This window comes from Paenarthrobacter sp. Z7-10 (assembly GCF_026932795.1).
Taxonomy (GTDB): domain Bacteria; phylum Actinomycetota; class Actinomycetes; order Actinomycetales; family Micrococcaceae; genus Arthrobacter_M.
Genome location: NZ_JADPVH010000007.1, coordinates 1 through 12,595, shown reverse-complemented (window position 1 = coordinate 12,595; position 12,595 = coordinate 1). Strand labels below are relative to the sequence as shown.

General features: G+C 63.8%; 12 protein-coding genes, 1 tRNA gene and 1 pseudogene. 9 read left to right on the top strand and 5 right to left on the bottom strand.

Annotation, left to right across the window (positions count from 1 at the left end; translation table 11 throughout):
- Positions 1–13 precede the first annotated feature (13 nt).
- Positions 14–994 (bottom strand): EamA family transporter RarD, encoded by a 981-nt coding sequence (gene rarD / locus IV498_RS03560; protein ID WP_269045176.1) that lies wholly within the window; start codon positions 992–994, stop codon positions 14–16.
- Between the two features lie 339 nt (positions 995–1,333).
- Between rarD and IV498_RS03555 the strand changes: the two genes are divergently transcribed.
- Positions 1,334–2,872, top strand: coding sequence for an FAD-dependent oxidoreductase (locus tag IV498_RS03555; RefSeq protein ID WP_269045175.1), 1,539 nt, complete (start codon positions 1,334–1,336; stop codon positions 2,870–2,872).
- 200 nt (positions 2,873–3,072) lie between these two features.
- Here the strand turns inward: IV498_RS03555 and IV498_RS03550 are convergent, their stop codons facing one another.
- Entirely contained in the window at positions 3,073–4,551 is a 1,479-nt protein-coding gene (locus tag IV498_RS03550; RefSeq protein WP_269045174.1) for a catalase, read from the bottom strand.
- A 45-nt stretch (positions 4,552–4,596) separates the two neighbouring features.
- Positions 4,597–5,064, bottom strand: coding sequence for a Fur family transcriptional regulator (locus tag IV498_RS03545; RefSeq protein WP_269045173.1), 468 nt, complete (start codon positions 5,062–5,064; stop codon positions 4,597–4,599).
- 78 nt (positions 5,065–5,142) lie between these two features.
- Between IV498_RS03545 and IV498_RS03540 the strand changes: the two genes are divergently transcribed.
- The 4 genes from IV498_RS03540 (at position 5,143) to IV498_RS03525 (ending at position 9,220) form a co-directional block, all read left to right on the top strand.
- Complete coding sequence (locus tag IV498_RS03540; RefSeq protein WP_269045172.1) at positions 5,143–6,414, top strand: MFS transporter; 1,272 nt, start codon at positions 5,143–5,145, stop codon at positions 6,412–6,414.
- An 82-nt stretch (positions 6,415–6,496) separates the two neighbouring features.
- Positions 6,497–7,216 carry a histidine phosphatase family protein gene (locus IV498_RS03535; protein WP_269045171.1) on the top strand — a complete coding sequence of 240 codons (720 nt, stop codon included), beginning with the start codon at positions 6,497–6,499 and terminating at the stop codon, positions 7,214–7,216.
- Positions 7,203–8,480 (top strand): sensor histidine kinase, encoded by a 1,278-nt coding sequence (locus tag IV498_RS03530; RefSeq protein WP_269045170.1) that lies wholly within the window; start codon positions 7,203–7,205, stop codon positions 8,478–8,480. The genes IV498_RS03535 and IV498_RS03530 overlap by 14 nt, the downstream gene beginning before the upstream one ends.
- Positions 8,477–9,220, top strand: coding sequence for a response regulator (locus IV498_RS03525; RefSeq protein ID WP_269045169.1), 744 nt, complete (start codon positions 8,477–8,479; stop codon positions 9,218–9,220). Before IV498_RS03530 ends, IV498_RS03525 begins: the two co-directional genes overlap by 4 nt.
- A 74-nt stretch (positions 9,221–9,294) precedes the next feature.
- Here the strand turns inward: IV498_RS03525 and IV498_RS03520 are convergent, their stop codons facing one another.
- A complete protein-coding gene (locus IV498_RS03520; protein WP_269045168.1) occupies positions 9,295–10,077 on the bottom strand; it encodes a VOC family protein in 783 nt (260 codons plus the stop codon).
- A gap of 82 nt (positions 10,078–10,159) precedes the next feature.
- Positions 10,160–10,648, bottom strand: coding sequence for a YajQ family cyclic di-GMP-binding protein (locus tag IV498_RS03515; RefSeq protein ID WP_269045167.1), 489 nt, complete (start codon positions 10,646–10,648; stop codon positions 10,160–10,162).
- A 206-nt stretch (positions 10,649–10,854) separates the two neighbouring features.
- Between IV498_RS03515 and IV498_RS03510 the strand changes: the two genes are divergently transcribed.
- The 4 genes and pseudogenes from IV498_RS03510 to IV498_RS03495 all read left to right on the top strand — a co-directional run.
- Positions 10,855–11,121 carry a hypothetical protein gene (locus IV498_RS03510; RefSeq protein ID WP_269045166.1) on the top strand — a complete coding sequence of 89 codons (267 nt, stop codon included), beginning with the start codon at positions 10,855–10,857 and terminating at the stop codon, positions 11,119–11,121.
- A gap of 172 nt (positions 11,122–11,293) precedes the next feature.
- A tRNA-Tyr gene (locus IV498_RS03505) sits at positions 11,294–11,375 on the top strand.
- 245 nt (positions 11,376–11,620) lie between these two features.
- Positions 11,621–12,244 (top strand): sunset domain-containing protein, encoded by a 624-nt coding sequence (locus IV498_RS03500; protein WP_269045165.1) that lies wholly within the window; start codon positions 11,621–11,623, stop codon positions 12,242–12,244.
- A 146-nt stretch (positions 12,245–12,390) separates the two neighbouring features.
- Positions 12,391–12,595: pseudogene (locus tag IV498_RS03495) on the top strand (hypothetical protein); the annotation flags it as partial.

Sequence of the window (12,595 nt, the reverse complement as noted above, 5' to 3'; positions counted from 1 at the left end):
GTGCGGCCCCGGTTCAGCGGGCCGCGGCGGCGCGGCGCAAGGTCCGGTTCTGCCCGTAATTGCGCAGCATGTCCACCGTCAGCAGGATCAGGGCCAGCCAGACGATGCAGAACCCGATCCAGCGTTCAATTCCCATTTTTTCGCCGAGCACGGTGATGGCCAGCAAGAACTGCAGCACCGGGGCGAAGTACTGCAGCAGCCCGATGGTGGTCATCGGCAGCCGCCGGGCGGACGCGCCGAAGAGCAGCAGCGGCACGGCCGTGATCACACCCGAGGCAGCCATCCACCAGAAGTGGCCCGCTCCGTGGTTGCCCAACGTTGCCTGGCCGCTGACGCCCAGCACAATCATCACGGCTACCGCAATCGGAGTCAGCACCGCCGTTTCCACGCTGAGGCTCGATGCAGCGTCAACCTTCGGACCCACACGCTTCTTGACGAATCCGTACAGGCCAAAGCTGAAGGCCAGGATCAGTGCGATCCACGGCAGCCGTCCATAGGCGACGGTCAGTACGACGACGGCGGCGAAGCCGACGCCGACGGCGGCCCACTGCAGGCGGCGAAGTTTTTCCTTCAGTACGATGACTCCGAGCAGCACGGACACCAGTGGATTGATGAAGTATCCCAGCGAGGATTCGATCGCATGCCCGGTGGTGACACCGTAGGTGTAGGTCAGCCAGTTGACGGCGATCAGCACGGCTGCGGTGGCCAGCGTGCCCAGCACCCGGACGTCCCGGATGGCTGCGAGGAACTTTGGCCACGCCCGGGTGATGGTCAGCAGCAGGGCGCAGAAGGCCAGCGACCAGACCACCCGGTTGGCAACGATCTCCACCGCCCCAGCCGGGTTCAGCATCACGAAGTACAGCGGCAGCAGCCCCCAGAGGCTGTAGGCGGTGATGCCCAGCAGGACGCCGAGGCTGGCCTCGCTGCGCTGGGGCTTTCCGGCCCGCCGCCTGCGGCCACTGCGGGGAGCAGCTGCATCGGAGCGAGCTGTCACAGCTGGCGCGGCGGCGTCGGAAGCATTTGTGCGGCGCTGGGCCGGGACGGAAGTAACGGAATCGGGGGATGTTTTGCTGGCGGACACAAGGAAAACAACACCAGCTTTGGCCCGGCTATTCCAGAGCCACCCGGCTTAAGGTGGCCTGAAACCCGGACTGGTGCCCCGAAGCACCGGCCTACGGCAGCATTTGCGTGGCGTCCAGCCTGCGCTATTGCCTGGATCACGTCTTTAACCCAGGCCCAGGGTGCCAATTAGACTGGAGGCAGTGCCCCCGGCAAAAGCCGGCCGGCGGGCAGCCGCAATCGAGTATTGACCGAAGTTCGGAAGGACTCTGCAGTGTCTAACCTGGCAACCACCCGCCCCTTTCGGGTGGCCATTATCGGCGCCGGCCCGGCCGGGGTATATGCCGCCGATATCCTCACGAAGTCCCAGGAAGTCCGGGACGGACATCTGGAAGTCAGCATCGATCTCTTCGAAGCGCATCCCGCGCCGTATGGCTTGATTCGTTACGGTGTGGCGCCGGATCATCCGCGGATCAAAGGCATCGTGGGTGCCCTGCACAAAGTGCTGGACCGGGGGGACATCCGGTTCCTGGGCAACGTGACATATGGCCGGGATCTGACCCTGTCCGACTTTCGTGAGTTCTATGATGCCGTCATCTTTTCCACCGGGGCCATCAAGGACGCCGCCCTGCAGATTCCCGGCGTCGAACTGGAGGGCTCGTTCGGCGGGGCGGACTTCGTCTCCTGGTACGACGGACACCCCGATGTTCCCCGGGAATGGCCGCTGGAGGCCAAGGAAATCGCCGTCTTGGGCAATGGCAACGTGGCGCTGGATGTGGCCCGGATGCTCTCCAAGCACGCCGACGACCTGCTGGTGACCGAGATACCGGACAACGTCTATCAACGGTTGAAAACCTCCCCCGTGACGGATGTGCACATCTTTGGCCGCCGCGGCCCGGCGCAGGTGAAGTTCACGCCACTGGAACTGCGGGAGCTCTCGCACTCCAAGGATGTGGACATCGTGTTGTATCCAGAGGATTTCGAGTTCGACGCCGCCTCCGATGAAGCGGTCCGGACCAACAACCAGATTAAGACAATGGTTAACACCCTGACCAATTGGCTGGCCGAGGAGCCCGAGCACGCCCAGCATCCCGCCTCCCGCCGGCTGCACCTGCATTTCCTGCACAGCCCGGTGGAGATCACCGGCACGGACGGGAAGGTCAGCGGCATTACGTTTGAGCGGATGGAGCTGGACGGCACCGGCCGCGCCCGAGGTACCGGCAGCTTCGTCGAATATCCGGTGCAGGCCGTCTCTCGGGCCATTGGTTACTTCGGCTCGGAACTGCCCGAAGTGGGTTTTGACGAACAACGCGGTGTCATCCCCAATGAGGGTGGACGCGTCCTGGACGCCGACGGCACCGCAGTGCCCGGCGTGTACGCAACGGGATGGATCAAACGCGGCCCCGTCGGGCTGATCGGGAGCACCAAGGGCGATGCGCTGGAGACCATTGGGTACCTGCTGGAGGACCGGCTAAACCTGCCGAAGGCGCAGCATCCCGACGAGCAGGCCATTGTGGACCTGCTGGAGTCCCGCGGCGTGGAGTACACCACCTGGGAAGGCTGGCTGGCGCTGGACGCGCATGAAACGGCTCTCGGCGCCGCCTTTGTCTCGGACGCCGCACCCGGCAGGAAGGCCGCGGATGACGGCGGCACGGGCGACGGCGGCACGGGCGACGGCGGCACGGCAGCTTCGAATACGGCGGCTTCGGACCCGGCGGCGGAGGATGCGGCCCAGCGGGCGGCGGTGATACGGCAGCGGATTAAAGTGGTTCCCCGGGAGGAAATGGTGCACATTTCCCGCCGCCGGAGTTGAGCGGAGGGAGCCGTAGGAGCTGAGGGAGCCGCCGGAGATTTAGCTGACTTCAGCTAAATGACTTTGCCGTGCTGCAGGATCCGGAGGGCCACGATCCCCGGCGGCACGGACAGGACGGGCTGATGGCTGCCGCCAAATGGCCGCAGGCATCAGCCCGTCGTGTTTAGTCCGTGCTTTCCGGGGCCGGAAGCTGCCGGCAGTTAGTACTTGATGGCTGCTTCGGACTCGGAGCTGTCTTCGCTGCCCAGGTTGGCACGCAGCTTCGCACCCAGGTCGGCGTCGACGTTGGTCCAGTAGGCAATCGCGCGTTCCGCTATGCCTGCGTCCTGAACTCCGCCGACCGCGCCGGAGACCGTCTCCAGGAACCGTGCCCGGGCGGCGTCATCGAATACCTCGCGGTACATGGTCCCGGCCTGGCCGAAGTCGTCGTCGGCAGCGTGCAGCGAATGCGCGGCCAGCGTCAGCGCGCCGTCGTTCTCCCAGCCGCCACCCACCGTGGCGGGCTCCACCGCTGCCGGGCCACCCTTGGAGTTTGGTGCGTAATTGGGCACCGCGGGCGCGTTGAATTGGTACCGCGCGGAGCCGTTCTGGCTATAGTTGTGCACCTGGTTCTTCGGGGCGTTCACCGGCAGCTGGGCATGGTTCGTCCCAACCCGGTAACGGTGCGCATCCGGGTAGGAGAAAATCCGTGCCTGCAGCATTTTGTCCGGGCTGGAAGCAATACCGGGAACGAAATTCGCGGGCGAAAAGGCTGCCTGCTCAATCTGCGCGAAGTAGTTCTCCGGGTTGCGGTTCAGCGTCATCGTGCCCACTTTGATCAGCGGGTAGTCCGCATGCGGCCAGACCTTGGTCAAATCGAACGGATTGAAGCGGTAATCCGCCGCGTCGGCATAAGGCATGATCTGCACGTGCAGATCCCAGGACGGGTGGTTGCCCGCATCGATGTTCTCGTACAGGTCGCGGATGTAATAGTCCGCATCGGAGCCGGCCAGCCGCTCCGCCTCGTCCCCGCTCATGGCCTTGACCCCCTGCTGGGAATGGAAGTGGTACTTGACCCAGAACCGCTCGCCGGCGGCGTTGATCCACTGGTAGGTGTGCGAGCCGTAACCCTGCATTTCGCGCCAGGAGGCTGGCAGCCCGCGGTCACCCATGACCCAGGTGACCTGATGGGCTGACTCGGGGGAGAGCGTCCAGAAGTCCCACTGCATGTCCGCGTCGCGGAGGTTGGAGCCGGGCAGCCGCTTCTGCGAATGGATGAAGTCGGGGAACTTGATGCCGTCCCGGATAAAGAACACGGGAGTGTTGTTGCCCACCAGGTCGTAATTGCCTTCGGTGGTGTAGAACTTCGTCGAGAAGCCACGCGGGTCGCGCCAAGTGTCGGGAGACCCCGCTTCGCCGGCCACGGAGGAGAAGCGGGTCAGCGTCTCGGTTTCCACGCCCGGCTGGAACAGTGCGGCCTTGGTGTAGCGCGAGACGTCCTCAGTGGTCCGAAAGACGCCGAAGGCTCCGCCGCCCTTGGCATGCACCACGCGCTCCGGCACGCGCTCACGGTTGAACTGGGCCAGTTTCTCGACGAGGTAGTGGTCAGTCAACGCGATGGCGCCATCGGCACCGGTCGACTGGGCATGCGCATCCGAGATGACCGGAGCGCCGCTTTGCGTTGTGGAATGGTCAGTCATTATTCTCCTGGATTGGATTGGATTGGATTGGATTGGAGTTGGATTTCATTGACCAGGCGTTGGATGAACCGGGGCTACAGCCGGAACCGCGCAGTCGGCGCAGATGCCCTGATAAAGGACATCCGCCACCGCAATGGTCATGGAGCTGGAACTGGGAATCAGGCAGGGGGCATGGCCGACGGCGCAATCGACATCCTCGATTCGGCCGCACCGGGTGCAGATGGCGTGGTGGTGATTATCTCCGATCCGGGTTTCGTAGCGGGCCGGGGAATGCGGCGGCTCAATGCGGCGCAGCATTCCCAGCTCGGTCAGATCCGCCAGCACCACGTACACGGACTGCAGGGTCAGCTGCGGCAGTTCGGTTCGAGCCGCCTCAGCGACGGCCTCCGCCGTCGCGTGCGGGGATGATTCGACGGCGGCCAGGACGGCCAGGCGCTGCCTGGTCACCCGCCGGTCATGGGCATGAAGTTGGCCAGCCCATGACCTGCCCGAAATCCGGTCCTTTGTCGTCATGACTTCAGTCAATCACTTATTATGAGGAATTCGCAATAGCGGGATGTGTTCGCGTTGCCCCTCCACTAAGATTGGCCAGTGCGCAATCTCCTGGCTGACATCACCCCGCTGCGGGAGAACGCCGACTACCGGCGTTTGTGGCTGGGACTTGGACTGTCCTCGATCGGCACCCAGCTGACGGTGGTCGCCGTCAGCCTGCAGGTGTATGCGCTGAGCCAGTCGACCCTCGTCGTCGGCCTGCTGGGGATTTTCGCCCTGCTGCCCCTGGTCATCTCCGGTCTCTACGGCGGTTCAATCGTCGATGCCCACGACCGCCGCAAGGTGGCGCTGATCTCCTCCGCCGTGCTGTGGATCATCACAATCTGCATTGCCGTGCAGGCTTGGACCGGACTGCAGAACGTGCTGGTGCTCTACCTGCTGGTGGCGGCACAATCCGGCGCGGCCGGCATCAACCAGGCCGCCCGCAGCGCCATCATTCCGCGGCTGGTGCGGCCGGCCCTGCTGCCGGCCGCGAATGCGTTGAGCATGATTATTTTTGGCCTTGGCACCACCATTGGACCGCTGCTGGCGGGCGTGCTGGTTGCCGGCGTTGGCTACGCCTGGACCTATACCGTGGACGTGCTGACCTTCACCGCCGCTTTGTGGGCGCTGTTCAAACTCCCGTCGCTGCCGCCCGTGGGAGAGGTGCGCCGGGCCGGCATCAAATCCGTGCTGGAGGGGCTGCGATTCCTTGGCACCAAGCCCAATGTCCGGATGACCTTTTTGGTGGATCTGTGCGCCATGGTGTTTGCAATGCCCCGGGCGCTGCTTCCAGCCATCGGAGCGGTCTGGCTTGGCGGTGGCGCCACCACTGCCGGCGTCCTGCTGGCAGCCATTGCGGCCGGTTCCCTGCTCGCCGCCCTCTTCTCCGGCCCGCTGGGCCACATTCGGCGGCAGGGCCTCGCAGTGATCTGGTCCATCACCTTGTGGGGTGCCTCCATTTCCGGGATGGGTGCCGCCGTCGCGTTTGGCGGCCACCATGCCGGTGCCGGTACCTCACCGTGGATTGTCGCCGCCGTGGCAGCCCTGGTGGTGTCGGGGATCGCGGATTCGGTCAGCGGAGTGTTCCGTTCCACCATCCTGCAGTCAGCAACGCCGGACAACATGCGCGGCAGGCTGCAGGGCGTCTTCATCGTGGTGGTGGCCGGTGGACCTCGGCTCGGCGATCTCTTTGCCGGCGGAGCCGGCCAGGTCTTTGGCGAGGCCATGGCTGCCGTGATTGGAGGTATCCTGTGCATCGCGGCGGTATGGCTGATGGCCCGCTGGCAGCCGAGGTTCGTCCGCTACGACGCCCGTCACCCAGAGCCGTAGCGAGCGGGCATTCGGGACGCCAATATCGATGACCGGACCGCGGCGATATGTGGGCCCTGCGACTTTACGGAAGAATGGAGCTATGCGACTGATCCTGATCCGCCATGGCCAAACCTCGTCGAACGTCCTCAATCTGCTCGATACGTCTGTGCCGGGACCGGGACTCACTGACTTGGGAGCGCGGCAGGCACAGGCGCTGCTGGCCGCGCTCGCAGGGCTTACAGGCACGCAGCCCTCGGCGCTGTATGCTTCCACCCAGACCCGCGCACAGCAGACTGCCGCTCCACTCGCCGCAGCCTTGGGCCTGACGGTGCAGGTGCGGGACGGCCTGCGCGAGATCGCGGCCGGAGAGCTGGAGATGAAGGGTGACGTCCCCTCGATCATGGCCTATCTGAGCACCGTGCGGAATTGGCTGCTGGGAGATCTTGAGGTTCGGATGCCAGGGGGATCGACCGGGACCGAAGTGCTGCAGCGCTTCGATGCGGTGGTCCGGGAGGCTGAGAAGGGATCGGATGGTGGAACCGTGGCTATGGTCAGCCATGGTGCCATGATCCGGACGTGGGCCGGGTACCGGGCCAGCAATATCGATGCCGCCCATCCCGAAAACTACGACCTGAGCAACACTGGAATAGTGATCCTGGAGGGGTCCTTCGCGGACGATGCCGCGCAGAGCGGCTGGCGGGTGCTGAGCTGGACCAGCCAGGGAGCGGGCGCGGAGCTGGCTGACCCCGATACGGACGGACCTACGGCCGAGCTGGCCGACCCCGCGTCCACGGGACCGGGATCCCATGCCGGAAACTAAGCGGCCACCGGGTACGGCGGTGCCGGCACTGCGGGCATCGGCCGCAGCAGCGCTGCCCCGGCTGCAGTTGAAAAAGATCAGCTGGGCGTGGCTGGCGTTCGTCACCACCTGCTTTGCACTGCTGGCTGTCGGCGCCCCGTTGAATGTGAATCTGTACAAGATGGCGCTGCCGTTTGGTCTGGGCATGGCGATCTTCCACACCGCGACGCTGGCCTTGACAGTGGTCCGTCCACTGCCCGGGGCACTGCTTTCGCTGATTCCGCTGGGCGTACTGCCGCTGGTCACCGACTCCATGGTGCGCGCACCGATGCCGTTCTCCGTGGTGGCCATGCTCACCGAGGTCCTGGTGATCTGCGTGGCGGCTCTGCGCAGCCGCTGGTCCCTGCCGGCGGTGACCTGGCTGCTGAGCATCGGAGTCGGGGTTGCGGTGAATTACCGCGGCATGCCGGAGGTGGTTCCGCAGGCAGGGGCCACTAATGTGGTGGTCTACGCGTCGGTTTCGGGCGGGCTGCTGGTCGCTGCAGTCGTGACCAGGCAATGGCAGAACATCCGGAAGCAGCTGATGGCGGAAAAGACCCTCAGCGCGGAGGAGCAGTCGATGCGCCGGTTGGCGGAGGAGCGTGCCCGGATCGCCCGCGAGCTGCACGACGTCGTCGCCCATGGCATGTCCATCGTCGTGGTGCAGGCCACGACGGCGCAGTACCGCCATCCGGACCTCAGCGCGCCGCTGAAGAACGAGTTTGATGAGATTGCTGCCAACTCGCGCCGCGCCATGACGGAGATGCGCAGCATGCTCGGAGCCTTGCGCAGCGACCGGGGGGCCAGGGAATTGGCGCCGCAGCCAGGGGTTTCGGATATTCCCCAGCTGATGGCCGCAGCACGGACCGCCGGCATCACCGTGGAGGGTCCGACGGCGGAGTCCTTCGATGCCAGTGGTCTCAGTGAAGTCATCTCTCTGACGGCCTACCGGATCACCCAGGAGGCGCTCAGCAACGTCATTCGGCACTCTCCCGGTTCGCGGACCACTGTCTCGCTGCTGCTCACCGGACCGAATCTGCAGGTGGAAGTCTCCAACGGCCCATCCGGAATCGGTGCTGTACTGGCCCAATTGGACCGAGCCAACAGCGGCCAGGGCATCGTGGGCATGCGCGAAAGGGCCAATATTGTGGGCGGTTCACTGGTCTGCGTGCCCGTGGGTGGCGGCGGTTTTTCGGTCACGGCAACGCTGCCGCTGACACCGACGGAAGCGGGGAGCGGACGATGACGATACGTGTGTTGGTTGCCGATGACCAGGCGATGGTGCGGGCTGGCTTTGCCGCCCTGCTGGACGCACAGCCTGATATTGAGGTGGTGGGTCAGGCGCAGGATGGTGCCGAGGCGGTGGCCCTGTCGGCGCAGCTGGGTCCCGATGTGATCCTGATGGACGTTCGAATGCCGGTGATGGACGGGCTGGAGGCCGCGGCAAAAATCCTTGCAGTGGGTGCAGTGGGTGCAGTGGGTGCAGTGGGTGCAGTGGGTGCCGCCGGTGCCGCCGGTGCCGCCGGCGGCATCATTGAGCCGCAACGGGAGGCGGCGCCGCACGTGCTGATGCTGACCACTTTCGACGCCGATGACTACGTCTACGACGCACTGCGGATCGGTGCCAGCGGTTTTCTGCTCAAGGACGCCCTGGCGCATGAATTGGTTGCGGCTGTCCGGGTCGTGGCGGCGGGCGAAGCCCTCCTGGCACCCTCCGTCACCAAGCGGCTGATTGAGCAGTTCGCCCGGACGAAGCCGCGCGGGCAGTGTTCAGCTCGGCTGAACGGGCTGACCGAACGCGAGCGCGAAGTTCTCGTCCTGGTGGCCCGCGGATATTCCAACCAGGAGATCGCAGCGGAATTATTCATCGCCGAGCAGACCGTTAAAACGCATGTCAGCAAGATCCTGGCGAAGCTGTCCTTGCGGGACCGCGTCCAGGCCGTTGTGCTGGCCTATGACACCGGCCTGGTGGAGCCGGCAGGGTAGCGCCTGGACGAGCTTGAGCGCGCTGATGCCGAACGCTTGGCCGCTGCGGAGAGCGCCCGCCGCGGCCAAGTACATCAGCCGTTGTCAGTTGTTTCCTGGGAAATCTTGAACGTGGATCCGGTGGGGTCCGCCAAGGTAGCCAGCCGGCCAAAGGGTGTGTCCTCGGCGGGCTGCACCAGTTGGGCGCCAAGGGACAGCGCCCTTTCAATTGTCGCGTCCGTGTTTTTAACTCCGAAATACACCTGCCAGTTGGCTGGCACGCCCTCCGGCAGGAAAGCTGAGGAGTCCATCACGCCAGCTTTCGCGTCGCGTCCGGCTCCAAGGGTGGTGTAGCGGAATTCTGGTGTGTCGCTCATAACGTCCGTCTCCCAGCCAAAGACGTCCTGGTAGAACTTGACGGCCGCGGAGTAGTCGCGGGTGTGCAGTTCGTGCCAAACCGGTGTGCCCGGCTCGCCATGGATCTGGAATCCGGTATGGCCGCCAAATTGCCATACCCCGACGGCCGCCCCACCAGCATCCCCGATCATGGCCATGTGGCCCTGTTCCGGGACCTCCATCGGTGCCAGATAGACCTGGCCGCCCTGCGCCGTCGCCGACTCCACCGATGCTTCGATGTCATCAACGCGCAAGTAGGTTGTCCAGACGTCCGGCTGGCCGGACTGGCCGTCGTTCTTCATCATTCCGGCCACCTGCTGGCCATCCTTGAAGGCCGTGATGTAGCCGCCGTACTTCTCCTCGTCCCCTGCCTCGTAGGTCCAGCCGAACAGCTGGCCGTAGAAATCCTTGGCTTTGTCCGGATCAGAGGTCATCAGGTCTATCCAGCAGGGGGAGCCGGGCGTGATGTCAGGTTTGGGCATGTCGTGCTCCTGTGGGGGTGGAAAGGGTTATAAGCAGAACTCTATTCCCGGCCCCATGGTGCATCAATAGCCAGCCGGCCGGTCAGCGGAAATTGATGAACTGAAGGTCCGCGTCCTCGAAATTCTTCAACAGTGCCATGGTGGCTTGAAGGTCGTCGCGGCTCTTGGAGCTGACCCGCAGTTCATCGCCCTGGATCTGAGATTTGACGCCCTTGGGACCCTCATCGCGGATCAGCTTGTTAATCTTTTTGGCGATGTCCTGCTCAATGCCCTCCTTGATGGACGCCTCCAGCCGGTATTCCTTGCCGGAAGCGAAAGGTTCGCCGGCGTCAAGGGACTTCAGCGAGATCCCGCGCTTTATCAGTTTGCTTTCGAAAACGTCCAGCACAGCCTTGACCCGCTCCTCGGAGTTGGCCTTCAGCAGGATATTTTCGCCGCTGAAGTCTACTTCCGCGCCGACGCCCTTGAAATCGTAGCGTTGCGCGATTTCCTTCTGCGCCTGGTTCAGCGCGTTGGCGACTTCCTGCTTATCCACCTTGCTGACGACGTCGAATGTTGACTCACTGGCCATGGAATGCTCCTTACGGGTTGGTGGTCCGGTCGGAGCCGCCCCCGGACTCCCTGTTCAGATCCATCTTAACGATTTTGCCGCCACCGGAAGCCTCTTCCCGTCAGGGAGCCATTCACAGTTCGCTTCAAGCGAATGCAAAGCGGGATCACAATGCCCCGCGGCAGAGTTACATGAGTAGGGAATCGGGACGATCAAGGGAGTAGCACATGTCCACCGGGAAACCGCGGCGATACATAGTCCACAACGCCAGGCTGGCCGCAGGAACCGCCATGGCCGCTGCTGCGCTGGCGGCCGTGACAGCTTTCGCCCCCGCTGCCGCGCCGTCGTCGTCCGTTTCCGCCGCGTCCTCCGGATCAAGGATCGATGGCATCCATGCGGATCTGGCCCGGGCGGTGGCACTGGGCCAAGTCAGCGAAGAACAAGCCGGACGATTCGAAGAGCAGTTAGTCCGCCGTATTCAGTCCGATGCTTAGGACACGCAGACGCCGCAGTTCGCCCGGCCGCGGGTACGCGCATCGGCCAAACCGCCCGGAGGGCTTCGAGGATGGACCCCGATTCGATTCTGCGGGGAATCCCTTGTATTGTTTTATTGCTCCCACAAGTTGGGAATAACTGCTGGTTGCAGACACCGGACCGGCAGGCCGCGGCAGATTACCCGAGCGGCCAAAGGGGGCTGACTGTAAATCAGCTGGCAACGCCTACGGGGGTTCGAATCCCTCATCTGCCACGAACCAGCAATGGTGCGGAAAAAGACCCGTTCGAATCTCTTCGGAGCTTCGGACGGGTCTTTTTAGTGCCAGGGGCGCACCCTCTGCGGAGTTAAAAGGAATTATTGGCAGTTAGTCGACGCATCGCCTGAAGCTTCGCGTGCCTGCGTCAGGAAACCTGCCTGCCCGCGGCCTCTTCGACTATAGAGTGAGGGCTTATCACTCAATCGATGCGCTGAACCGCATCGATACCCCAGGAGAGCCCATGAACCAATTCCCCGGATTGCGCGTGCGTCGGGTGCCCCGATACGCCCTCGCCTTTACGGCTGCCCTTGCCCTCGCTTTGCCGATGTATGCCGCACCTGCAGCCCAGGCGGCCCCGACCGTGAGCACCCGCATTGCGGGCTACTCGGCCGGCCCGGCCAAGGTGGCCCTCCATGGGGCAGTCACCCTTCAGGGTCAGACCCAGCGGTTGACCGGACGGACTTGGGGAAAGGCCGCTGGGACGACAGTTACGGTTTACTTCGACCCGGATGGTGCAAGGCCCAATGCGGCAGTTCGAACTTTGAAGGCGAGTTCCACGGGCCAGTTCCGGACAGCTTTCAATGCGGCGGCCACTGGTCGATGGTCCGTCCGGCTGCCAGCCACCGGGACGCTCAAATCCTCGGGCACTGTGGCAGTCGTTGTGACGGTGGTGGTTCCGCGGCCGGTTTCCTCCAAGCCGGTGAGTCATTGGAACTGCCCATCGTGGGCACCCATAAAGGGCAATGCCTCCAGCCACATCTATCACCTGCCGGGCCAGCGCTTCTACACCCGGACGGCACCGGAGATCTGCTTTGCCACCGAGAGGGCGGCGCAGCAGGGCGGATACCGCCGGTCCAAAGTCTGAGTCGACCCTGCTCCCGTCTGGAGAAGCCTCGAAAAATATTTTCAGTCCGGACCCATCCGTGCTTTGTATCACTGCGAATTGTTCTATGTAATCAAGGGGGCGCAACCAGTGTTGGAGCGTCCAATGCATATAGGAGGATGTTTTCTATGAATATGAAATCTGCTTTGTTGGTGGCTCCGGTGTTGGCGCTGGGTGCTTTGGCTTTTTCGGGTGCTCCGGCGATGGCTGCCGGTGACGCGTCGTACCAGGCTAATTTGGGTGCGATCAATGGCAGTAATGCCAGTGGTTCGGTGATGGTGAGTGTTTCCGGTGATCAGGCGACGGTGACGGAGAAGGTTTCCGGTTTGGCCG